Origin of the sequence: Bacillus sp. HMF5848 (genome assembly GCF_003944835.1) — a bacterium.
In the GTDB taxonomy this organism is placed as follows: Bacteria; Bacillota; Bacilli; order Bacillales; family HMF5848; genus HMF5848.
The window spans coordinates 2307230-2329998 of the sequence record NZ_RWIV01000001.1 but is presented as its reverse complement, the minus strand read 5'-3'; the positions used below and the strand labels follow the sequence as shown (position 1 = coordinate 2329998).

Annotated in this window: 26 protein-coding genes; 16 read left to right on the top strand and 10 right to left on the bottom strand. The window is 34.8% G+C overall.

Features of this window, described 5'->3' with window-relative positions:
• Positions 1-99 precede the first annotated feature (99 nt).
• From dinG to EJF36_RS11140, 9 genes are all read left to right on the top strand, one after another.
• Positions 100-2946, top strand: a complete 2847-nt coding sequence (dinG, locus tag EJF36_RS11180) for an ATP-dependent DNA helicase DinG (RefSeq protein WP_125906403.1) — start codon at positions 100-102, stop codon at positions 2944-2946.
• An 18-nt stretch (positions 2947-2964) separates the two neighbouring features.
• Positions 2965-3801 carry a ComEC/Rec2 family competence protein gene (locus EJF36_RS11175; RefSeq protein WP_125906402.1) on the top strand — a complete coding sequence of 279 codons (837 nt, stop codon included), beginning with the start codon at positions 2965-2967 and terminating at the stop codon, positions 3799-3801.
• Positions 3802-4505: 704 nt separating this feature from the next.
• Positions 4506-4676: a YpmA family protein gene (locus EJF36_RS11170; RefSeq protein ID WP_125906401.1), complete on the top strand. Its 171-nt coding sequence runs from the start codon at positions 4506-4508 to the stop codon at positions 4674-4676.
• Between the two features lie 3 nt (positions 4677-4679).
• Positions 4680-5171 (top strand): cell wall elongation regulator TseB-like domain-containing protein, encoded by a 492-nt coding sequence (locus EJF36_RS11165; protein WP_125906400.1) that lies wholly within the window; start codon positions 4680-4682, stop codon positions 5169-5171.
• A gap of 190 nt (positions 5172-5361) precedes the next feature.
• A complete protein-coding gene (locus tag EJF36_RS11160) occupies positions 5362-6546 on the top strand; it encodes a pyridoxal phosphate-dependent aminotransferase (protein ID WP_125906399.1) in 1185 nt (394 codons plus the stop codon).
• Between the two features lie 169 nt (positions 6547-6715).
• On the top strand, positions 6716-8008 hold the full coding sequence (gene asnS / locus EJF36_RS11155) for an asparagine--tRNA ligase (RefSeq protein ID WP_125906398.1): 1293 nt from the start codon (positions 6716-6718) through the stop codon (positions 8006-8008).
• Positions 8009-8176: 168 nt separating this feature from the next.
• Positions 8177-8887 carry a DnaD domain-containing protein gene (locus EJF36_RS11150; RefSeq protein ID WP_125906397.1) on the top strand — a complete coding sequence of 237 codons (711 nt, stop codon included), beginning with the start codon at positions 8177-8179 and terminating at the stop codon, positions 8885-8887.
• 22 nt (positions 8888-8909) lie between these two features.
• Positions 8910-9557: an endonuclease III gene (gene nth, locus EJF36_RS11145; protein WP_125906396.1), complete on the top strand. Its 648-nt coding sequence runs from the start codon at positions 8910-8912 to the stop codon at positions 9555-9557.
• A 1-nt stretch (position 9558) separates the two neighbouring features.
• Positions 9559-10080 carry a YpoC family protein gene (locus EJF36_RS11140; protein ID WP_125906395.1) on the top strand — a complete coding sequence of 174 codons (522 nt, stop codon included), beginning with the start codon at positions 9559-9561 and terminating at the stop codon, positions 10078-10080.
• A gap of 247 nt (positions 10081-10327) precedes the next feature.
• On the opposite strand, the gene EJF36_RS11135 is transcribed toward EJF36_RS11140, so the two are convergent.
• Positions 10328-12958: a transglycosylase domain-containing protein gene (locus EJF36_RS11135; protein WP_125906394.1), complete on the bottom strand. Its 2631-nt coding sequence runs from the start codon at positions 12956-12958 to the stop codon at positions 10328-10330.
• A gap of 23 nt (positions 12959-12981) precedes the next feature.
• On the bottom strand, positions 12982-13578 hold the full coding sequence (gene recU / locus EJF36_RS11130) for a Holliday junction resolvase RecU (protein ID WP_125906393.1): 597 nt from the start codon (positions 13576-13578) through the stop codon (positions 12982-12984).
• 132 nt (positions 13579-13710) lie between these two features.
• Between recU and EJF36_RS11125 the strand changes: the two genes are divergently transcribed.
• Together EJF36_RS11125 and EJF36_RS11120 are read left to right on the top strand one after the other, a co-directional pair.
• Positions 13711-14670 carry a DUF2515 domain-containing protein gene (locus EJF36_RS11125; RefSeq protein ID WP_125906392.1) on the top strand — a complete coding sequence of 320 codons (960 nt, stop codon included), beginning with the start codon at positions 13711-13713 and terminating at the stop codon, positions 14668-14670.
• 131 nt (positions 14671-14801) lie between these two features.
• Complete coding sequence (locus EJF36_RS11120; protein ID WP_125906391.1) at positions 14802-15041, top strand: hypothetical protein; 240 nt, start codon at positions 14802-14804, stop codon at positions 15039-15041.
• A 98-nt stretch (positions 15042-15139) separates the two neighbouring features.
• Here the strand turns inward: EJF36_RS11120 and EJF36_RS21510 are convergent, their stop codons facing one another.
• Positions 15140-15307 carry a hypothetical protein gene (locus tag EJF36_RS21510; RefSeq protein WP_185806884.1) on the bottom strand — a complete coding sequence of 56 codons (168 nt, stop codon included), beginning with the start codon at positions 15305-15307 and terminating at the stop codon, positions 15140-15142.
• 338 nt (positions 15308-15645) lie between these two features.
• On the opposite strand from EJF36_RS21510, the gene EJF36_RS11115 reads away from it, so the two are divergent.
• The 5 genes from EJF36_RS11115 (at position 15646) to EJF36_RS11095 (ending at position 19888) form a co-directional block, all read left to right on the top strand.
• On the top strand, positions 15646-16008 hold the full coding sequence (locus EJF36_RS11115; protein ID WP_125906390.1) for an STAS domain-containing protein: 363 nt from the start codon (positions 15646-15648) through the stop codon (positions 16006-16008).
• A 122-nt stretch (positions 16009-16130) separates the two neighbouring features.
• Positions 16131-16469 carry a YppG family protein gene (locus EJF36_RS11110; protein WP_185806883.1) on the top strand — a complete coding sequence of 113 codons (339 nt, stop codon included), beginning with the start codon at positions 16131-16133 and terminating at the stop codon, positions 16467-16469.
• Positions 16470-16532: 63 nt separating this feature from the next.
• Positions 16533-16817 (top strand): phage holin family protein, encoded by a 285-nt coding sequence (locus EJF36_RS11105; RefSeq protein ID WP_125906388.1) that lies wholly within the window; start codon positions 16533-16535, stop codon positions 16815-16817.
• A gap of 381 nt (positions 16818-17198) precedes the next feature.
• Positions 17199-18476 (top strand): acetyl-CoA hydrolase/transferase family protein, encoded by a 1278-nt coding sequence (locus tag EJF36_RS11100; protein WP_125906387.1) that lies wholly within the window; start codon positions 17199-17201, stop codon positions 18474-18476.
• Positions 18477-18628: 152 nt separating this feature from the next.
• Positions 18629-19888, top strand: a complete 1260-nt coding sequence (locus tag EJF36_RS11095; RefSeq protein WP_125906386.1) for an MFS transporter — start codon at positions 18629-18631, stop codon at positions 19886-19888.
• Between the two features lie 86 nt (positions 19889-19974).
• On the opposite strand, the gene EJF36_RS21860 is transcribed toward EJF36_RS11095, so the two are convergent.
• From EJF36_RS21860 to EJF36_RS11065, 7 genes are all read right to left on the bottom strand, one after another.
• Entirely contained in the window at positions 19975-20100 is a 126-nt protein-coding gene (locus tag EJF36_RS21860; RefSeq protein WP_260471880.1) for a hypothetical protein, read from the bottom strand.
• A 64-nt stretch (positions 20101-20164) separates the two neighbouring features.
• On the bottom strand, positions 20165-20353 hold the full coding sequence (locus EJF36_RS11090) for a YgaP family membrane protein (RefSeq protein WP_125906385.1): 189 nt from the start codon (positions 20351-20353) through the stop codon (positions 20165-20167).
• Between the two features lie 59 nt (positions 20354-20412).
• Positions 20413-21054 (bottom strand): Crp/Fnr family transcriptional regulator, encoded by a 642-nt coding sequence (locus EJF36_RS11085; protein WP_260471879.1) that lies wholly within the window; start codon positions 21052-21054, stop codon positions 20413-20415.
• Positions 21055-21263: 209 nt separating this feature from the next.
• Positions 21264-21512: a sigma-G-dependent sporulation-specific acid-soluble spore protein CsgA gene (locus EJF36_RS11080; protein ID WP_125906384.1), complete on the bottom strand. Its 249-nt coding sequence runs from the start codon at positions 21510-21512 to the stop codon at positions 21264-21266.
• 4 nt (positions 21513-21516) lie between these two features.
• Positions 21517-21699, bottom strand: coding sequence for a hypothetical protein (locus EJF36_RS11075; RefSeq protein WP_260471878.1), 183 nt, complete (start codon positions 21697-21699; stop codon positions 21517-21519).
• Between the two features lie 54 nt (positions 21700-21753).
• On the bottom strand, positions 21754-22224 hold the full coding sequence (locus EJF36_RS11070) for an Hsp20/alpha crystallin family protein (protein ID WP_185806882.1): 471 nt from the start codon (positions 22222-22224) through the stop codon (positions 21754-21756).
• Positions 22225-22348: 124 nt separating this feature from the next.
• A complete protein-coding gene (locus tag EJF36_RS11065; RefSeq protein ID WP_125906381.1) occupies positions 22349-22600 on the bottom strand; it encodes a DNA alkylation repair protein in 252 nt (83 codons plus the stop codon).
• Between the last annotated feature and the right edge of the window lie 169 nt (positions 22601-22769).

Sequence of the window (22769 nt, the reverse complement as noted above, 5' to 3'; positions counted from 1 at the left end):
TTAAACAAAAGTCTCCTGCCTATAATCTGGTGGGAGACTTTTAAATTTTCGCTTTCGTGTTTAAGAGTATTTTATCTTAAGTGGGTGCTTGGACTTTTTGTGAAAACTCATGTAAGATATGAACAAGATGACAATTTGGACGGAGTTATTCGCGATATGTTAAATAGATATGTAATTATTGATCTTGAAACTACAGGCAATACACCCAAAGATGGTGCGAAAATTATACAAGTCGCTGCCTTATTGGTTGAGAATGATCAGATTGTAGAGACATTTGAAAGCTTTGTTAATCCAGGTATTCCTATTCCACAGTTTATACAAGATCTGACTGGAATTACAAATGAAATGGTGGCTAAAGCACCTATATTTGCAGATTTAGCTCCTTTGCTTTGGGATATGTTTAGCGACTCATATTTTGTAGCCCACAATGTGCCTTTTGATTTAAGCTTTTTAAAAGAGGAACTACTTTCTAGTGGGTTTTTAGGTGTGTTCGGTCCTACAATAGATACTGTGGAACTATCACGAGTGCTGTATCCAACTATACAAAGCTACAAGCTTGAGCATTTAGCAGATTATTTTGGGTTTGAGCATGACAATCCTCATCGAGCAGATAGTGATGCACTTGTTACTACATATATTCTATTAGAGTTACTAAATAAATTAAAAAAGCTTCCGATTGAAGCTTTAAAGCATTTAGAAAAGCTATCAAAAGGTTTCAAAAGTGACATTAGAAGTTTACTTTTGCAAGTGATTGATTCTAGGTTGTATCAATACGATCCAAACGCTTATGATGTGTACGATGGAATTGCAGTAAAAAAACAACCACCTGTATTAAACCATGACAAGGTGGTAATGACGTATGAGGATATTCGTAATAAGCTTATTACTTACGCAGATAAATCACAATTAGGAACGAGAGATTCTCAATTACAAATGATGGATATAGTTGCAGATTGTTTACAAACAAATCAGCATGCCCTTATAGAAGCAGGAGCGGGTGTTGGAAAAACAATCGCATACAGTATTCCAGCAATTATACAGGCTTTACAAGCTAGGAAGCCGGTTATAATAAGCACATACACAACTAATTTACAGTCTCAATTAGTTGAGCGAGATTTACCTAAGATACGTGATTTACTAAACGTGTCTTATACTTTTGCAATGCTAAAGGGACGACATCACTTTATTCATATTCAAAAACTAGCTCATTATCTCCAGCAATATGATACAAGAAACTACGATATTACTTTAACACTAGCTCAAATAGTAGTTTGGCTAACAGAGACAGAAGCGGGTGATGTTGATGAATTAAATTTATCAACAGGTGGATTACTTGTTTGGGAAGATATTCATTGTGGGTACGAAAATAAGATAAATGTACAAAGCAATTTGAGCTTCTTCAGACGTGCCCTGGATCGAGTCGAACAGGCTGATATTATTGTGATTAATCACGCCTTGTTAGCCTCGGATTTAAAGCAAGAGAGTATGCTCCCTAAATATGATGCTGTTATTATAGATGAAGCGCATCATTTTGAGGACGTCTATGCAAACGTGAACGGTATAGAATTTGATTACGTAACGATTCACCATTACATACAACAGCTTGGTGTGTCTGGCATAGGAGGGCTAGTTCAAAAGCTAAATGAGTTATTACGAATTAATAATGCACCTAGTGAATTACGCAGAGCAGTCTCAGTAAGCCAGCTTATTCAGTTGCGTGAAGATGTTGATTTGTTTTTTAGAGCTCTTCGTCAATATACGTTAAAAATGACTAAAAACAATTCAATACCTTCAATTGCAAGCTATCGGATTGTTCCATCAAAGCAGGCCGATAACGATATGTTTATAAACCTTACAACATACGCTGCTAACGTATGTGAGGGGGTAGCTAAGCTTATATCAGATCTTTCAAAACAGATCTCATATGTCAGAGAGTTACATATATTCTCTCAATTGGAAGATGAGATTTTTCTAGCAAAGACTATTAAGGTGATCGATAATCTGAATGAGATGTATTCTCTCATAGAGGATGTTTTTTTTGCTAATGATGATGAAGAATATTTAAATTGGGTTGAAATTGAAACAAAAGGTGCGGAAAATGCAGCAACTTTATTTAGAAGAGCTATGACTGTAGCTGAACCACTAGCAAATCAGTTGTACATGCATAAGAAGAGTGTTATTTTAACGTCAGCGACATTAACAATAGATGTATCATTCTCCTTTATTGAACAAAGATTAGGTTTAGTAGATTTTTTTCCAGTAAAGACTAGAATTGAATCACCTTACAATTATAAGGAAAAGGCAGCAATTTTAGTTCCGAAAGGGTTACCAGACATAAAAAAGGTACCTCAAGACATGTTTGTATTTAACATTTGTGAGTACATTAAGAAGATTATTACAGCTGTCGATGGCCGCACATTATTACTTTTCACCTCACATGAGATGTTATCTATGGCGTATCAAATATTAAAAAATAGTGAAGAGTTACAGTCATACATTTTATTATGCCAAGGCATATCTAGTGGAAATAGAAAGAAATTAATTAAAAATTACTACAGTCTTGAAAATTCCATCCTGATGGGTACTTATTCGCTTTGGGAAGGTATTGACGCAACACCTAAAGATTTTGGTTGTGTTGTTTTAGTGCGTTTACCTTTTAGTCCGCCAAATGAACCTGTCATGTCTGCAAGGAGTGAAAAAGCTCTTGAGCAAGGAGGTAGTCCATTTTATGATGTATCCTTACCAGATGCGATTATACGCTTTAAACAAGGATTTGGTCGCTTAATACGTTCAAACAATTCTAAGGGCGTATTAGTTGTACTTGATCATCGAATTATTTATGCGTCATACGGCCCTTCATTCATTAAATCCTTACCAGAAGTTCCTATTTATCATGAAGAGATGGAACCGCTCGTCAAAAGGTTAAATGAATTGAAGAAACTATAATAAAAGAGGTGTTACTTCTTGTTTAAAGGAGTATGTCTAATTCTTACTCTTATCATGGCTCATATAAACGGTGTCAATATATCCGATGATATAGAGCGAATAGATTTAAAATTAAAGGAGCAAGAAATTGCGTTTACTTTTTTGAGTTTATCAAGTGGTGAAGCAACATTAGTTCAAGATGCCCAAGGAGATAATATTCTTATTAACACTGGTGGGCCTGAAACACAAGAAGAATTGAAGGTTCTTCTTAAAACATACAATATCAAAAAGTTGAAATATGTAGTAATTACTAAAGATGACATTCAGTACACAAGTAATTTAGATTTTGTGATGACCGAGTATGATGTAGAGTCTATTATAGTCGGGGAACATGCACCCAATTATCAAAAGGGCAATATATTGATTCCTAAAATAACATGGAAAAAGGATCAAAAGTACGAACTTTTGCCAGGTCTATCAGCAAAAATACTTCATGAGACGATAAATAAAAATAACATAGCTGAAATGGACATTTTATTTCAATACGAAAAAACCTATATTTTATTTATGTCTAGTTCGAATAAGAGTGTAGAAAAGCAGTTAAAGGGCGTTGATTTGTCAGACGTTGATATATACAAGGTGGCTGAGTTTGGAACAGGTGAAGGTGCTACTCAGGACTTTGTATCTCATATTGATCCTCAGGTCGCGATTATTTTTAATAAAAATAATATTGCTCCTAATCATGCTCTAGTTGAAAGATTGCATGAGACCTGGATAGATGTATATATATTAGAGCAGTTTGGGAATGTAACAATAAGAATAGATGACACACAATATAAGATCATTACTATTTCGCTGCAAAGTATAGCGAGGTAAATAATGTATGTTGTTCATAACTGGTAATGTAGCAAGGAGGTCTATTAAGGCCTCTTTTACCATTATGATTTAGCACCATTATTTATCGATTAATAACATGGTAAAAATAACATGGTAAATAATTTAACCTTTGTATACTACGTAACGCTATACGGTTGTTAACTCATTAGCTTGTAGTTTAAATAAAAACCTGTAAAGAGGCTAACCGCTTATTAAAAGAGGTATTTCTTGAAGACAACTGCGTATGAAAAGAGGTCCTTTACTTGTTTTGAAAATTCATTATGCAAAAATAAAATGTGAATTTAGCTTTTACCGCGACTACAGATTAACAACAATGAGGGAGGTAGAGGTTGTATTCTTCTTGTCTCAGTAAGAAAAGCGCAAGTGCCTTGCTCAGCCCGTCCAGCTGAAGACCTATCCCGTAGGAAAGGCCTTCCCTCCGGCAGGAGACGGCTGAAGACCTCGAGGGGCCAGGCGATGGAGCTAGACACTAATCTAGGTTGAAAAGCATATACTTTTTATGTTAAAAAACCTCCACTATTGTGGAGGTGATGTGGGACAGGATTTTTTTTAGATTATTGTACGTTTTTTAATTTATCCTTGTTATAATGATAATCAAAAGCTGTGGTGTACTAATATTGTACCCGCTCTTTTTTAAATCATAAGTTACAAAAATTGATATTAAGTATGGAGGATTTTTTTGAATGGATAGTAAAGTTGAAGTTATTTCTACTCTTAAAATTGAAAACTCACCAGATTTGTATAAAGTTGTTGACCTTCTTAATCGTACATTAAAGCGTGAGGATTTAATGTTTGGTCTTGCTCTTGATAAAGATGATCAATCAAAAGCCATCTTCACTATTTATAGAACGTAAGCAATGAAATTTGCTCGATATAGTTCCATTGTTGTTGTTATTGCACTGCTAATATTTGCAATTCTTGGTTTTGATTCATTGCGGACAGCAATATCAGAAAAAAATGAACGTCAACAATCTGCCATTAAAGCTGCTCAACATTACTCTGATATAAAGCAAATAGAACATGTTTATACATACTCAGGTGTAGATAGCTATGATGTCGTCATCGGTATTTCAGAAGAAGACGAAAGAATTGCTGTATGGGTTCCTCGTTTACATATAACAAAAAGTAACAAACTGTTTATACGTAAGCTAGAAGATGGGATAGATGAACAACAAGCGATTGACATAGTAACAAATAAATTAGAAACGAAAAAAATTGTATCTGTTACACTCGGAATGGAAAATGAAGTACCACTTTGGGAAATAACTTACATAGATTCTGATGACAGCTATTGCTATTATTACGTCTCTTTTGATGGGGGCGAATTTTTGAAGAGATATTGTATTTAGAATTTATACGTCTCACTTGTTGAATACGTTTAGCCATGGTGTCATCGGCTGTTGCTTTTCTTATTATGAACGGCATTATTGTCATTTCAAAAAAAGTGCAACGGACCTAAATGTAAAGTTCTTCGTAGTTATTAGCCTCTTTTGACGCCTGGACTTTTCTTATAATAATATTTATTAGGAGGCAATTGTAATGTTTATATCAAAACGTGTAGAAGCTTTAACTCCGTCATCGACATTAGCGATTACGGCAAAGGCGAAGGAATTAAAAGCAGCTGGTTATGATGTTATCGGTCTAGGTGCTGGTGAACCTGACTTTAATACCCCTGATCACATTATTGAAGCTGCCAGCAAATCAATGTATGAAGGTCATACGAAATATACACCCTCAGGAGGATTACCAGCACTGAAGGAAGAAATAATTAAAAAGTTTAAACATGATCAAGGACTGACTTATTCAAACCATGAGATTATTGTTTGTTCAGGTGCAAAGCATGCTTTGTATACTTTATTTCAAGTAGTATTAAATGAAGGCGATGAAGTAATAATTCCTACACCTTATTGGGTAAGCTATCCTGAGCAAGTAAAATTAGCTGGAGGCATTCCGACCTATATTGTGGGAGCAGAAGCACAACAATTTAAAATTACAGCGTCACAGCTTAAAGAAGCTATAACGGAAAAAACAAAGGCTATTATTCTAAATTCACCTAGTAACCCAACCGGTATGATGTATACAGCAGATGAACTCCATGAACTTGGTGCAGTTTGTTTAGAACATAACATTTTAATTGTCTCAGATGAAATATACGAAAAGTTAATTTATGGGGACGATAAGCATGTGTCAATTGCTGAGTTATCACCTGAACTTAAAGCACAAACCATTATTATTAACGGAGTGTCTAAATCACATTCAATGACTGGCTGGAGAATAGGGTATGCAGCAGGGGATAAGCAAATAATTTCAGCTATGACTGATTTAGCTAGTCACAGCACTTCCAATCCAGCCGTTATGGCTCAATATGGTGCTATTGCAGCCTACAGTGGTTCGCAAGAAGCTGTTGAAGAGATGAGAATCGCTTTTGAGAAACGATTAAATATAATTTATGACAAGCTTATAGCTATTGATGGTATTTCGTGTTTAATGCCACAGGGAGCGTTTTACTTATTTCCGAATGTGAAAAATGCTGCAACAGCTTGTGGATACGGAAATGTTGATGACTTTTCCACAGCCTTGTTGGAAGAGGCGAATGTTGCCGTTGTACCAGGATCTGGCTTTGGTGCACCAGATAATATTCGTCTGTCATATGCAACCTCGTTAGAGCTATTAGAGGAAGCAGTGGAAAGAATAGCATCATTTGTTGAAAAAAAATCTAAATAAGTTTTCTAGTAGGACAGAGAACAGCCAAACAATTATGGCTGTTTTCTTATTCATAATGTGGTTTTTCATTAATTTTATTGCTTCAATTTTTGTCGATATGTATAATGAACAAGTATAGGACAGATGAATACATAGTTATATTTTTATTAGTGTTGGAGGGAAACTTAGCGTGAAAACAACGATTGCAGAAGTACATAAGTATGTCGGGCAACAAGTAACTATTGGAGCTTGGCTAGCAAATAAACGTTCAAGTGGAAAAATTGCTTTTTTACAGCTTCGTGATGGGACTGGCTTTATACAGGGGGTCGTAGAGAAAGCAGAGATTGGGGAAGAAATCTTCCAGAATATTAAGGCTTTAACGCAAGAGTCATCTCTGTATGTAACAGGAGTTATACGTGAAGATACACGATCTCCATTCGGCTTTGAAATGGGAATTCAGAGTGTTAAACTGATTCATGAATCAACAGATTATCCGATTACGCCAAAAGAACATGGTACAGAATTTTTAATGGATCATAGACATTTATGGCTACGTTCTAAACGACAACACGCTGTTATGAAAGTTCGCAACGAAATTATACGTGCAACATATGAATTTTTTAACAATAACGGATTTTCAAAGGTAGATCCACCTATTTTAACAGGTAGTGCACCTGAAGGCACAACAGAATTGTTTCACACAAAATATTTTGAAGAAGATGCTTATTTATCACAAAGTGGACAGTTATACATGGAAGCTGCTGCGATGGCACTAGGGAAGGTTTTCTCATTTGGTCCAACGTTCCGAGCAGAGAAATCAAAAACACGTCGCCACTTAATTGAGTTTTGGATGATTGAGCCGGAAATGGCATTTTATGAGTTTGAAGATAATCTAAAAGTCCAAGAAGAGTACGTTTCGTTTATTGTTCAATCGGTACTTAAAAACTGTAGTTTAGAACTACAAACACTTGGTCGTGATACGTCCAAGCTTGAGCAAATTACGGCACCGTTCCCTAGAATATCGTATGACGATGCTATTACTTTCCTACACGAAAAAGGCTTTGATGATATTCAGTGGGGTGATGATTTCGGAGCACCACATGAAACTGCTATAGCTGAAAGCTTTGACAAGCCTGTATTTATCACTCATTATCCAACGTCGCTAAAACCATTTTATATGCAACCAGCACCTGACCGTGATGATGTCGTGCTTTGTGCAGACTTAATTGCACCAGAAGGATATGGAGAAATTATTGGTGGCTCGGAGCGCATCCATGATTATGAACTTTTAGAATCGCGATTAAAGGAGCATGAGCTTGATCCAGATGCTTATAAATGGTATTTGCAATTACGTCAATATGGTTCTGTCCCTCATTCAGGTTTTGGACTTGGACTAGAAAGAACAGTGGCTTGGATTTCTGGCGTAGAGCATGTACGTGAGTCTATTCCGTTCCCACGTTTATTAAATCGATTATACCCATAAAAAATGAAGTGCCCGGGGTCTGTAACTTACAGCTCTCGCGGCACTTTCCTTGTCTTTAATTATATAAATTTTTACATAAATCAAATGCATTTTGCATGTTTAAATGGAATGATTATTCAATGTTACGTTAGGTAAGGACATGTTATACTAATATTGAGGTGTTTAACAATGCAAGATTCCAAAGTGATTGAATGGCTTCAACAAGGCCACATCGTCATTCCAAAACTATTATTAGGATCATACAATCGATTAGGTCTTAATGAAGAAGAACTCGTTTTATTGCTTCACATCCAAAATTTTATAGACAGTGGTAATCAGTTTCCTACACCAGATGAAATATCTGCAAGAACAAGTTTTTCAACACAACAATGCACACAATTATTGAAATTGCTCCTTCAGAAAAATTTTATTACGATTACTGAAGCGAAGGACGATCAGTTCATATATGAATCATATTCTTTGCAGCCGCTCTATGAAAAGCTGTATCAACTCTTATTAACAGAGACATTTGAAGAAAAAGTTGAGGTTAAGCAGGAAGAAGAAACACAACTTTATATCACATTCGAACAAGAATTTGGAAGGCCATTATCACCTTTTGAGACCGAGATGCTTTCAATGTGGATAGATGATGATAAACAGAAAGCACCAATCATTAAGTTAGCTCTTCGTGAGGCTGTACTTAGTGGTAAGTTAAGCTTTAAGTATATTGACAGAATTTTATTTGAATGGAAAAGAAACGGAATAGATACAGTAGAACAGGCTCAGGAGTATACACGTAAATTTAGACTTAATCAGAAACGTCAGAAGTCAACAAGTGATTACGAAACTCAATCAAGAAAGAATAAAGATATTCCAATTTTTAATTGGCTCGAAAGCTAGTGTGAATAAGTAGGTGATGTAGTTGTTAAATAAAACTCAAATTCGTCATTGTTTAGATATCATGGGAGACATGTATCCGGAGGCACATTGTGAGTTAGTTCATAGCAATCCATTCGAACTCGTCATTGCTGTAGCTTTGTCAGCCCAATGCACGGATGTTCTTGTAAACAAAGTAACTAAGAATCTCTTCCAGAAATACAAAACACCACAAGATTATTTGAACGTATCACTAGAAGAATTACAAAATGATATACGATCTATAGGGTTATACCGAAATAAGGCTAAGAACATTCAAAAGCTTTGTCAAATGCTGTTATCTGAATATGGGGGCGAAGTGCCAAGAGATCGTGATGAACTTACAAAGCTTCCAGGTGTAGGGAGAAAAACTGCAAACGTTGTAGTGTCTGTAGCATTTGGTATACCTGCTATTGCTGTAGATACACATGTTGAAAGAGTGAGTAAACGACTAGCTTTTTGTCGCTGGAAGGATAGTGTGTTAGAAGTTGAAAAAACACTAATGCGAAAAGTACCTGAAGATGAATGGGGCGTAACACATCATCGAATGATCTTTTTTGGTCGCTATCACTGTAAAGCACAATCTCCACAATGTCCGACTTGTCCATTATTGGAGATGTGTAGAGAAGGAAAGAAAAGGATGAAGGTTAAGTAATATGAAAACTAACATGATAAAGGTACCAGCACCTTTTATACATCCATTGTTTTATAATGAAGGTGACAGCATATATATACCTACGTCAGCGAGCATTGAAAGTATTCTACAAGAAGGCTATTTTGTTTATGATATTGCTGCATTTCTAAATATTTCTCTTGAGAAGCCCTGGACTTATTTTGCTGCTAGTAGCAAACAAGTATTAAAGACATGGAATGATGACAAGCTTCTATTGCATGACAGTTTTTCAAAGCGCGATAAGCAGGCGGCTTTGCCTATTATGAAGAGAGCATCACAATATGCTTTGTGTTACTTATTTTGGTTAAATGGTACGTATGTGGAAAATGTTAGGGAGCTTGAGGATGCGCTGCATTTGTTATCTGTAAAACCAATTAACATAGTTGATCGTTTCTCATATATTCTAAATAAGCCTGAACAGTATCACTCTTTCATTCAACTTACTGAAATAATGAATGAACTCGAAAAATTATATTATAAGCAGCAAGCAATGAAACAAACATAAATAACACAGATTTGTCCCGAATTTTCCTTTGGGGCATTTTTTTGTTTGTTTCAACAACTCCTTCAAAACTATTATTACAGTGGGAACTAAACGGACTACACTCTATTAGGGGAAATTAGGGGAATAGAAATAAAAAAGGCTTAGAGATAAAATTTCTCTAAGCCTTATTGAACTGAGATTTATATTTACGAATATTTGTGAATTAATTGTTTTGCATCTCACGAGTGAATCCATTCATTATGATCATTTAGTTACCATCGGAACTGCTATTATCTTCACCTTGATTATCAGCAGGGGGTGTATCTCCGATATTATCTTCATCCGTAGAAGGAGTGCTAGGTAATTCTTCTTCATCCTCATTCTCATCTATTGGTTCATCGATAGGGTTTTCAGGGTCCCCAGGTTCAATCGGTTCTACTGAATCTATTGGTGGTAATTCAATCGGATTGAGAAATTCGGGTACGGTAATAGAAACCGAAATAGGTTCACTTTTGTTTTCAGGATTATTTGTGTTCATGGCAATTATATTAAAAGTGTATATTGCTCCTTTTATCGGGTTCTCAACTAGAACAGTTGAATCCTTTTGTGAGCTTAATAAGGTGGGAGCACCTTCATCAATGGACATCATAACTTCAAATGTATAATCAGCTGGTTCTTCAACTGTATTAGGTGTTATATACTCCCATGTAAGTCCAATTGCATCTAGAATTTCATCATACTCAGCAGATGCATTTGTAACAGGCTCAATCTTAATATAGTTTGTAGATACTTCTGTTGGCTCGGTCCCCTTAACAAAGTATTCATAAATCACTTTATCCTCAGGAGTAAATTCACTTACTAATTTAGCTGGATTCGTCCCATTTTCAACGGCTAACTTTTCAACGCTATTAGGGGCTTGGAAAGGTTTATTGTCTTTGCCATCAGAGATATATTCCATAATTGAACGGAACAATAGTTTTGAAATACCAGTCTGTTCACTACCAAGTAGATAGTTGTCTTGATCAAATTTATCAAATCCAGTCCATACCGATAGAGTATAATCGGTTGTATAACCAACAAACCAACTATCTGGTACTGCAGCATTAGGTAAGTCATACTTGTCTTGAATCTCTGCAGGGAAATTTGTTGTTCCGGTTTTACCTGCAATATCAAGACCAGGGACCTGTGCGGCACGTCCAGTTCCAATTGGGCTAGTTAATACAGAACGCAACATGTCTGTAATCATAAATGCTGTATAGTCACGCATAGCCTTTATTGGTTCCGGTTTCAATGTTACTTCGGTCCCGTTTTGAAATACGACCTTCGTGACAGCATGAGGTTTAACATAAATACCTGAATTACCAAATGCACTATAAGCGCCTGCCATTTGTAAAGGAGAAACTCCTTCAGTTAGTCCACCGATTGAGTATGCTTCATGGACTTTGTCTAGAGGTAAGCCAAGGTTATTTGCGAATTGTTGGACTTTATCTGTACCAACTTCATTTGCAACTGCTTGCATAGCTTTAAGGGCAGGTATATTTCGCGAACGAGCTAAAGCTGTGCGGATCGACATTTGCCCTTCGTATTTTCGGTCCCAGTTATGAATAGGAGTGTTGTTTTTGTCAGAATAAGTGTATGGCTCATCTACAACCTGCTCATATGTTGACCATTGTAGAAATTCTATAGCAGGACCGTAATCTAAAATTGGTTTAATTGTTGAACCAGGCTGTTTTCTAGTGTCTGTTGCATAATTCCAGCCACGCTGGACATTTTCATTATTGCGTCCACCACCTAATGCTCTTATTTCTCCAGTTTTAGTATCTATTAAAGCAATGCCGGCTTGCATTTCTTCATTAGGATAAGTAATTTTCCCGTTTTCAGTTAACATCTTGTCAACGTAGCTTTGAGCTTTAGGGTCGATTGTTGTGTAGATCTTTAATCCATCCGTTGAAATATCAACATCGCCTAGCTCTGTTACTTCTTCAATAACTTGGTCCAAAAATGCACCATATTGTGTTGTATTATTATTTGTGGGCGCTAGCATGTCTGAAATTGAAACAGCTTTTGCAGCATCTGCTTCCTCTTGAGTAATTTTTCCGTGTTGAACCATTAACATTAATACAATGTTACGTCGTTTTTCTGCTGCTTCTGGATGCTTAAAAGGATTATAAGCATTTGGACGTTGTGGTATTCCAGCAATAAGAGCAGCTTGTTCTAATGATAATTGATCTAAATTATCTATTCCAAAATAGACCTCAGCAGCTTCTGCAACACCATATATCGGCTTTCCACCGAAATCCCCGTTTGAGTAATAAATTTTATTTAAATATATTTCAAGAATTTCTTCTTTTTTATATTGTGAGTCAAGCTGAAATGCTAGCCAAGCCTCTTGGACTTTACGTTTAATAGTTTTTTCTGGTGATAGAAAATAGTTTTTCACAACCTGCTGTGTAATTGTACTGGCTCCTTCAGCACCAAATCCATCGGTAACATTGGCAATGACGGCTCCACCAAGTCGAATGATGTCTATGCCATTGTGCTCAAAGAAACGAGAATCTTCCGTCGCGATAACAGCATCACGCAAAACGGGGGGAATTTCACTATAAGATACGTAGGTGCGTTGTTCTGCTCCCCAATCTGCAATCTCATTACCGTTCATATCGTATATTTTTGAAGATAGGGGATCTTTAAATAATGCAGTATCAAGAGTGGGTGCACCTTGCACTAAAATGAAAAATGTTGCAGCCCCAGAAACTATCCCAATAATACCTAATATAAACATGATAAGAATTAACTGCTTAAAAAAAGCACTTGCTCCCTTTTTCGTTTTTTTCTTCTTTTTACTTGAATGAGTAGTCGTTTGCTTTCGTTCCACTCTGCTTCTATATTTTTCTGTCATTATGAATACTTCCTTTCAAGATGCTACAATAAAGAGGTTTGTAAAACAGAAATATAATCAATTCTTGGGTGGTAGCCAATATTAATTTTATAGCCATTCTTCTCAATCTCTTGCTTGGTAATAGATTTACGCCCACCATTTATATGACGATCCCAAAATTCAAAAAGTTTCACAGCTTCTAGTAGGTAAATATCATCATATGTACTAAACCTCAAAATAACAAAGCTTATTCCACCTTGAGCAATAACCTGCCTCATATGAGATATTTGGTGCTCGTGGAAGTTTTGTATAGGGAACGAGGATTTGTTACGTGTTTCTTTGGCCTCGAAATCAATGTATCTACCTTTGAACACGCCATTATAGTCAGTAGTGGAGGCTTGTTTAAAATATGCTTCCGTAATAACAGCAGCACTTCGATGTGGATAATTGACCTTGACAATTTGCACAGGTGTCGGCTTCTTGTGTATAACTGCTATACCATGCTGTAAATAATATGCATTAGTTTCATTAAGGTCTTCTTCTAATGTCATTCCACGATTTGCATATTGCTGTTTTTGAGAAGCTGTCTGCTTTTCTTGTTGTTGCCCTTCATATTTTTTCCCATTTGGATATTTGATCATGAAGCAGCCCTCCTCTTAAGACACTATCATATCAAAAAATCAAACAAATTTGTTATAAAAAATTGTTTACCTCATTGTTTGGTTAAAAGTGCTCATTTTGTTACAGATTAAGACAGAGGTGAGAATATATCAATGTCAGAAGCTGAATTTATACAGCAAATTAAAAACGAAACGAACATGTGTAACATAGATAACATATCACGAACTAAGGCCTATGGTGTTTTTTTTGAAAAATGGCCAGACATACGTTGGGCATTGCTAGCTAGTTTTGTTTCTCGAAATGCAGGCTGGAGCATGACAGATTTACAAGGACGGTGGTTTCCGAAGGCATTATCAGATGATACAAGGAAACACCTGTTTATAACATATGAGCGAGCAAATTGGCTCATTTTTTTGGATGCATACCCGCAGTTATTACTATATGAGAAGTCAAAAATCGTAGGAAAGCCACTGTTTTACTTACTAAGTAATTTTAATGTTTCTCAGTTCATGGAAAAAGAATGGAACTATTATTGGCATTGTAAAGATAAGACGAGATTGATGTACGCTCTTATTATAAATGAACAGAATGTTATCCAAAAACCTGTGATTGAATCCCCTTTATATAAAAAAAGGGTATTTAAGTCTTTTGTATTTAAGATACAGGATCTTATGCATTTTAGTATTGTCATTTTTCCAACTTTACAAGGAAAATTATATGGCTGTTCGGTGCACGATTTTACGAACCTTAAAGACCGTATTGAGTTAGGAAAAAGACTAGCTCATATTTTATTTGAAAGAAGCTTATTTAAAGATTTCTTTCTATTTCATCAAGAGACTGAGCATACGGGGTCCAGATCAGATTATGAGAAATATTTACACAAAAAATCAGATACACGTACACCAATCTTAAGACTAATATATCCTATTATTTACCATCATCGCTCATATTTTAAAGATTGGTATTTCGAATATGAAGACAAGAAACTTGATGATCTATTTTCACCACCCCAATTTACAGAGACCATCAATATTACAGAGTGGTATCACCATAAACAGCGACAATTGCAACTTGGAATAAAGATCAACCACTTATTTCATAACAAAATATGACATTAAAACAATAGCGTATGAATATTTTGACTTTGTTTGCCGAATTAGTTCTAGTTTTGTCACTGGTGCAGGAAGAAAAAAATGAAGAGAGAACTAGATATACAAGTGATTAAAAAAGGGGGACTATCGGCATGAGGAATGACGTAAAGTCTTTGTTCTCAGATATTTTCTGGAGACTTGACAAGTTAGAGGTAGAGCTTGCTTATCAAATGGAGTATCAACAGTATTATTTTAGAAATGCTGTACAAAAAGACGTGCAGACTATAAGTAATAAACTCGACGAGGCTGAGAAGGTCTTTACAAGACAATGTTTAGAGAAAGCGAGACAAAATGCTTTGGTTTTTGAAAAAAAGGTCGCTAATGATTATTGAGGAAGTATTGAAAGTCTGCACAACATTAAGTATACATGTAGGTGGCTAACCATGCTTTAAGATTAAGTCTTTTTAAGCTGGTTAGCCTTATTTTTCAACTATTCTTTATCAACTTTAATTGTGACTGGACGATCACCTTGACTTGCTACAGGTTCAATAGCATACTCTTCTTTTAAACTATACTTACTGGCAACCTCTTTACCACGCTCTGGAATTTCATTTTCATGCCCTTTTTCTTTATGATTAAAATGTTTACCACGACCCATTGCTAATCTCCTCCTTAAAACTGTAATGCATGTTTATTTTTTGCGAGCATAAAAATATTATTCTAAATAAATATTGCCTTTTAAATGAAGAGTTACAATATGATTTGTTCAAAAGATAATTAAATTAATTACAAAGAACAATGTACAAATACAATAAAATATCCGTATAATAGGTATAAAGTGCCTTATAAAATGTTTTAATCTTCGTATTTTTAAGGGGTATTGTGTATTTATTTGAGCAAGACATTTATATGTTTACTTCATTACTTTTGTATTGTTAACACAAATAAAAGATATAGATTGTTACTTGAGAATTATAAGCATAAGGAGGAATAGAAATGAGCATTATTGTTACTGTTAATGTTAATGAGGAAATTGCACTGCTATCCTTTTCAGAAGATATAACAATAAAAAATGTAGAAAGATTTAAACAACTTTTAACAGAACTACTTAAACAACCACAGGACAAGCTGTTATTAGATTTAACAGATGTTAATTATTTAAATAGTGCCTCTCTTGGGTATATGGCTGATACATTTATGAAAGCAAGAAAAATGAGAAAAGAATTCGTAATTACAGGTATCAACTCGCAAATAGAAGAGATATTTAGAATTGTTAAATTTTCGTCTTTTATGAAGCTATTTCATACTATGGAAGAGTCGATTGCATATTATAACAGCAACGGAGATGAAGGCCTATAAGCGGTCAAAGGTACATCTTGACAACGATGTACTTTTCTTTTTTCACAATTACTAATCACTTTTCGGGCGGATTCCTCATATCGTATAGCAGATAAAACATATGAATAGGGAGGAACTGTCCAGTGCAAAGACAATATCCGTATTATGTTCGACAGCATCGAACCTTTAGAAGATATCCTATATATGGATATAGACCGCCATATCAAATGCCGCCACAATATCCATATGGCTTTAGCCAACAAATGCCGCCTATTCCCCAATTTCCTAATCAATATCCAGCACCAAACAAGATGCCATTTAATTTCCAAGGGAACCAAGCACCATCTATAATGAATCAATTCAAAAAAAATGACGGGAGTTGGGATTTTGATAAAATGTTCAATACAGCCGGTCAGTTTATGAGTGCAATGAATCAAGTAAATGGTGTTGTAAAGGGCTTTTCCGGAATTTTTAAAGTATAGTTATTATGCCCCAAACCTTTTTCATTCTTAAAACATATATTATTAATAGAAAGGGTGGGGCATATGCTTGCGGAAATTTTAAGTCAAATAAAAATTAACCAACAGCTTATTATTGTTGTTCCAGCCTTAATGGTTTTAGGATATATATTAAAAAAAACACCTAGAATTCCTGATTGGTTAATATTGTGGTTCCTTTTATTAGTAGGTGTAGTATCCAGCATAATAACTCTCGGCTTCTCTGTGAATGGAGTGGCCAATGGTATAATTGCTGCTGGTATGGCAATAACTTCACATCAAGCAATAAAACAAACATTTAGCTCTGTTAATCGAAAAAAAGACTCTTCATGACGTGAAGCGTCTTTTTTCATGGTTTATATATCGCAGATTGTTTTATAGTCATTTCGGGGATTTGCATGCTTTTTAAGTAAAGAGGATCAAGAAGCATATTATGCTTCTAAGTGCTTCGATTCTTTGAGGTAAGACTGAAAAGTATATATCTCATATAGAACAGTAACTAGACAATCGCTATGCATATTAACAAATTTTGTGGTTTGTGAAGAGTTATTTATTATAGACTTCATCAACTAGTAAACCTATCACCTGTTCGCGTAGTAGTAATATATCTATTTGTTACTAATTTGTTATATTTTACAAATTTTAAACTAAAATACCGTAAAATGTGATAGGTTGAATATGTGATGTTATTCCAATGAGTGAGGTGGAGAGACGATGTTGTTGGAGTTGAAGCGAAAGAAACCTGAAGATGTTCTAGAATTAATTAAAGATGGTGCAGACCTAATTGTTCCATTAGCGAATGGTGAGCCTTCTACCATCCTCGACGTAATAGAAGAACATGCTATGTCGCTATCTAATGTCCGTATTCATCAGATGCATCCTTTGCGCGAGCGGAAATATATGTGGGGAGAGTACGGAAACAATTTACGTCATGTGTCTTATTTTTTAAGCGGTGCTGTACGAAAAGCTTACTTAGCAGGCAAATGTGATTTAGTTCCCAATCATTTCCATGAAGTTCCTAAGTTAATGAGAACGAAAACAAAGGCATCTCTAATAATTGCACAGGCTTCTCCAGTAGATGAGCATGGGTATTTTTCACTGGGTACTAATGCAGATTATACTTCTACTTTTATTGGGAAAGCACCATTTTTTCTCGAAGTAAATAAACAAATGCCGCGAACGTATGGTGGCAATCAAATACATGTAAGCCAAATTGAAGGATACATTGAAGTCGACTATCCTCTTGCAGATGCAAAGAATCCTGTGATAACAGAAGAGGATAAACAAATCGCGTCACAAATTGTAGATAGAATTCCAAATGGAGCTACAATACAAATGGGTATTGGTGCAATTCCTAATGCTATAGTAGCGTTTCTTCAAAACCATAAACATTTAGGTATTCATACAGAATTATTATCTGATGGTGCTATTGAATTAATTGAGTCTGGTGTTGTCGATGGATCGCAAAAAATGAATTTACCTGGAAAAATAGTAACAACATTTTGTCTAGGAAGTAAAACTCTATATGATTTTATTGATCAAAATGGCGGAATCGAGATGATGCCGGTTGATTATGTTAATGATCCTCGAGTAATAGCTAAAGAAGACTGTATGATCTCTATGAATGCCACGACTGATGTGGACTTCTTGGGTCAGTGTGCATCTGAAACAATTGGTGGAAAGTATTATAGCTCTTCAGGTGGGCAAGCAGACTTTGCTAGAGGTGCGCTTTTCTCCAAAAATGGAAAGGGTTTCATCTGTTTACACTCAACTGCTAAAAATGGAGAAATATCGCGTATTAAACCACAATTATCAGTAGGGTCTGCAGTGACCACGTCTAAAAATGACGTAGACCATGTTGTAACAGAATATGGTGTAGCTGAATTAAGGGGAGCCACTATAGCAGAGCGAACTAAACGTTTAATAGCAATTGCACATCCTAAATTCCGGGATGAGTTAACTTTTGAGGCAAGGAAATTAGGATTTTTATAGTACTTGTAGTAATAGTAAAAAAAGAAGTAGTAACAACGTAAAAAATTATTGCAAAAGGTAAAAAAACGGAGTAAACTCCATCTTATGAATAGTTCGCGTCTCGAATTAATTTACTTACTATTTCGTAATTTACATAGGAAGAAGATGGAGAAATGGAGTACTCTGAACAAGACGATAAACACAATGAAAGTTATAGTATAAAAAATGGAGCGGCTGCGACAGTAACAAATAGCTTTATCTCAAGCTTTGTTCCGTTATTTGCAATAAGTGTACTTGGGGCAAATAACCAACAAATTGGATTTATTAGTTCTTTACCTTCTTTAATGACTATGTTTATGATGATCCCTGCAGCTATGTGGATTAATAAATTACAAGAGAAAAAAGTGTTTACTGCAGCCGCTATTTCAATTAATAGGCTGCTCTTATTTTTGCTTGTGTTTGTCCCTTTTTTGCCTGGATATCAGGCGACAGTACTAGTTGTAATAATAGGACTTATGAATATACCTGGTGCCGTAGCTAACTTGGCCTGGCAATCATTTATAGGTGATTTAATCCCTGATCATCGTAGAGGGAGCTTTTTTGGTGAGAGAAATCGTGTGCTGACACTAGTGGGAATGATTGTAACATTCACGACTGGTATAATCTTAAATTTGTTTGCCAAGGACTCGCCATTTCCTTATCAAGTCATGTTTGCACTTGGCTTTTTATTTGGGTTGCTTGAAGTATATTTTTTATTAAAGCATAGAGAACAGAAAAAAAGCAGTGATAGTAACGTTCAAGTTGTTAAGGTGCGTTCGATGAGGTTGATGACAACTCATAAACCGTATTTATATTTTCTAAGTTGTGCAATTTTATTTAACTTTGGATGGCAGATGGCGTGGCCGTTATTTAGTTTGTATCAAATTAACTATGCTTACGCCACAGCATTCTGGATTAGTTTATTTACAGTAGCTAATCAAATATCACAAATGATTACTTATAAATGGTGGGGTAGAAGTGCTGATAAACGAGGTAATTCCGTCATGTTATTTGTTGCAGCATTTGGATTAGCTTTAGCACCGACTTTAACAGTAATTTCTACTAATTTAATATATTTGACTCTCATCAACTTAGTAATAGGTGCATTTGTAGCGGGTACGGTAATGTTACTATTTAACCAGTTATTACATGTTTCACCAAAAGAGCATCGAACATCTTTCTTAGCGAATTATAACCTTTTAATTGCTGGTGTTGGATTTATTGCGCCACAAGTTGGTATTTTTCTTCTTGAAACATTTAATATACAAGTAGCAATGCATGTTTCAAGTATTATACGAATTTTAGGTGCTGTTTCATTTTTATTTGTGGCGTTGTATATTGAAAAGTCGTTCAAATTTCCAAACAGAAAACTGAAAAAAAGTTTATCAGCATAGGTAAGGGCTTTGAATTAGCGTAAAGACACTAATTCAAAGCTTTTTCCTTATGTGATGTGAAATTTGTACTAAAAACCTCTGTATTGTTACTTCTTCGTTTTCATATATTTTTCCGCTAATAGTTGTTTCACTTTATTGTAGGAAAGTCCAGATTGGGCATTTTGTTGTTTAACGTGTTGAACATCAGTATTTGAAAAGCGTTTTGTGTTCAAGACTTATCACCTCTTACATAGCTTTTGCTTATATACAAAAAAATAACAACTCAGAAGTGAGCTGTTATTTCTTCACAGTATTAATTTTGAAGATTGGATATAAAGGACAAAATTTAATTGTTGCGGTTAATATAAGAACAATACCAATAATACCAACATACTTAACAGGACCTTCTAATAAAAATAACCCTAATAAAGCAATACCTAAAATAAAACGAATAATACGATCTGTAGACCCAATGTTTATTTTCAAAGCAATCCCTCCCTTATTTTTATAATAAATTTATGAAGGGTGAATGTTTAGTGATAATGTCACATATTTACTAATTTGTCACATATTTTTTTTATATTAACTAATTTAATTTTCCCACGAGCTTGCTTAATAAGTCCTTCTCGTTCCAACCCTTTTAAAATGCGACTGACTACTTCTCTAGCTGTTCCTAATTCTATCGCAATATCTTCGTGTGTAAGTTCTAGTAGGGAACCATTATCTTGGTTACTTTTTGAAATTAAAAACTCAATAATTCGTTGATCGACCTTTAAAAATACTATATCTTCAAGCATTGACATAACTGATAAAAAACGATTCATTAATATACTGTATGTATATTGTTGTAAACCTAAATTTGAGGTCATTTGCTTCTTGAATTCTTCAGCGGACAGTAGGAGAATTTCACTTGGTTCTTCAACGACAGCATGAGCAGGGTAAAGCGAGTTAGATAAAATACTAGATATTGTCAAGACACATGATTCTCCAGCAACAACACGATACAATAACATTTCTCTGCCATTTTGTCCTAATTTAGTTACTCTAATAACTCCGGACTTGATAAATGCAATATAATGACAGGAATCACCTTCTTGAAAAACTCTAGCACCACTTTCTAAATTAATCGAATTAATAATGTTACATTCATTTAAAAATGAAAACATTTCTGATTCTAATAACGACATTAGGAACACCTCTCTGATAAAAATATTATCAGATTTTCACGATATTGAGGTAAATAATTTTAAATAGTTTATCGTATGAACTGACAATTGTTTATAACTAGAGGCGAGAGGATTTTGTAAAATGTGATTTTTGGCGAGAACACTAAAATGGAAAGCAAAATCTTGAGTAAAACAGAGTTAATAAAAAAAGATTTTGGCACCAGCCAAAATCAAAATAATAGTTCATATACTTCATTTAATTCATGCATTCTTTTGTAATCTTGTGCTTCCATTGCATGTTTTATTTCTTTTGGTAAAATATCACCTAATATTTGTGATTCTTCTTCACTTAAAGTACGAACAAAAGCTCCTTCAGATTGAAAAGTGTCTGAAAGTTTATCATATATCCCGTTCACTAATGACGATGTTTCATTGTAGTTAGATAGTATTTCACGAAGATACAATAAAGTTTTATCCATCTACTTACCTCTCTTTAAAAAAGTCATTAAATTCATTTGATGTTTTATCTTGAGCATATGGGTTATGGTCTGTAACACCTTCTGAATCTAAATTTGTTTTAATCACTAATGTAGGTTCGGGACTAGCCTCAGCAATAACTCTGTCATCTAATTGTTTAAAATCAGGCAACTTTTCATTTTTCTTCACATTACACACCTCCTAATTATAGCGTGCAATGTTTATGGAAAGTTAAACAGGGAACTAGTGGGAGTTATCATCTTTGATAGAGATTCGTTTTCCCTTTGCTTTTGGTATTGTAATGTGAAGGTAATTATTCTTAAATGTCGCTTTGCTTTCATTCTCAAGAACAGGTGAAGGGAATGTAATAACTTGTCGGTATGATTGATATGTTTGCTGCTTTGTAAAATATTGTTCTTTATCATTAATTTGTTCAATAATTTCTTGATATTTAATGGTTAGAAATAATGTGTTATTTAAAAATTGCATATCAATTTGTTCTTTGTTTACCTGCTGAGGTAATTTAGCTTTGATTATATATGCTTGTTCGGTTTCATCCATTCTTAAGTTAACTTGGGTAAATGGGAACGATGACGTAGCAAGATCATCTAATGATTGTATAAAGTTTCGTATTGGTGGGTCATTTAATAAGCGAGAGAATGAGTGCATGAACTGATCCATTGTTTTATTAATCCTTTTTGGCAGATTGTCCATACATGTTACCTCCATTGTTTTTTTAAAACAATATATGCTTCACATGCTTGGACTGTTATCATGAGACAAATAAAATCTAAATAAACAAAGTAGACAGGCCTGTTAAAAAACAATCCTGTCTATCTCATGTTCTTTGAGCACTTTCTGCATGCTTTATGAATGTTCTTTCATCCTCAATTAGTCCGCATGCTCCACACTGAACTTTGTAAGAAGGTCCTTTGTAAGGTATGTGAAACGGATCGGTCATCCCATTCTCATATTGCTCTATTATATTACCCGTATGAGCATCCAGCTTTACTGGTTTAGCAACTTGTTCTATTAAATTAAATCTACTTCGATTAGACCGACAATTCGGGCATAAATATGGTGCACTCATCAAGATTCATCCTTTCTACATATTATTTTTTTTATTTTATCCGAACAAAGTGTTAATCATTCAATTACATTCACAAGTAAAATTACCTCAAATAAGCATTGCTTCTTATTTAGCAATTATCAAAGAATACGATATAGATTTTATTGAAATACATATTGATAAATGCTAT

Bases quoted from the DNA above. Each gene is read 5' to 3' on its own strand.
- EJF36_RS11100 (WP_125906387.1), top strand. From the start codon at position 17,199: ATGTTGTTGGAGTTGAAGCGAAAGAAACCTGAAGATGTTCTAGAATTA.
- EJF36_RS11160 (WP_125906399.1), top strand. From the start codon at position 5,362: ATGTTTATATCAAAACGTGTAGAAGCTTTAACTCCGTCATCGACATTA.
- EJF36_RS11095 (WP_125906386.1), top strand. From the start codon at position 18,629: ATGGAGTACTCTGAACAAGACGATAAACACAATGAAAGTTATAGTATA.
- EJF36_RS11170 (WP_125906401.1), top strand. From the start codon at position 4,506: ATGGATAGTAAAGTTGAAGTTATTTCTACTCTTAAAATTGAAAACTCA.
- EJF36_RS11115 (WP_125906390.1), top strand. From the start codon at position 15,646: ATGAGCATTATTGTTACTGTTAATGTTAATGAGGAAATTGCACTGCTA.
- recU (WP_125906393.1), bottom strand. From the start codon at position 13,578: ATGATCAAATATCCAAATGGGAAAAAATATGAAGGGCAACAACAAGAA.
- EJF36_RS11165 (WP_125906400.1), top strand. From the start codon at position 4,680: ATGAAATTTGCTCGATATAGTTCCATTGTTGTTGTTATTGCACTGCTA.
- EJF36_RS11065 (WP_125906381.1), bottom strand. From the start codon at position 22,600: ATGAGTGCACCATATTTATGCCCGAATTGTCGGTCTAATCGAAGTAGA.
- EJF36_RS11125 (WP_125906392.1), top strand. From the start codon at position 13,711: ATGTCAGAAGCTGAATTTATACAGCAAATTAAAAACGAAACGAACATG.
- EJF36_RS11150 (WP_125906397.1), top strand. From the start codon at position 8,177: ATGCAAGATTCCAAAGTGATTGAATGGCTTCAACAAGGCCACATCGTC.
- EJF36_RS11120 (WP_125906391.1), top strand. From the start codon at position 14,802: ATGAGGAATGACGTAAAGTCTTTGTTCTCAGATATTTTCTGGAGACTT.
- EJF36_RS11135 (WP_125906394.1), bottom strand. From the start codon at position 12,958: ATGACAGAAAAATATAGAAGCAGAGTGGAACGAAAGCAAACGACTACT.
- EJF36_RS11105 (WP_125906388.1), top strand. From the start codon at position 16,533: ATGCTTGCGGAAATTTTAAGTCAAATAAAAATTAACCAACAGCTTATT.
- EJF36_RS11070 (WP_185806882.1), bottom strand. From the start codon at position 22,224: ATGGACAATCTGCCAAAAAGGATTAATAAAACAATGGATCAGTTCATG.
- EJF36_RS11085 (WP_260471879.1), bottom strand. From the start codon at position 21,054: ATGTCGTTATTAGAATCAGAAATGTTTTCATTTTTAAATGAATGTAAC.
- EJF36_RS11140 (WP_125906395.1), top strand. From the start codon at position 9,559: ATGAAAACTAACATGATAAAGGTACCAGCACCTTTTATACATCCATTG.
- EJF36_RS21510 (WP_185806884.1), bottom strand. From the start codon at position 15,307: ATGGGTCGTGGTAAACATTTTAATCATAAAGAAAAAGGGCATGAAAAT.
- EJF36_RS11080 (WP_125906384.1), bottom strand. From the start codon at position 21,512: ATGGATAAAACTTTATTGTATCTTCGTGAAATACTATCTAACTACAAT.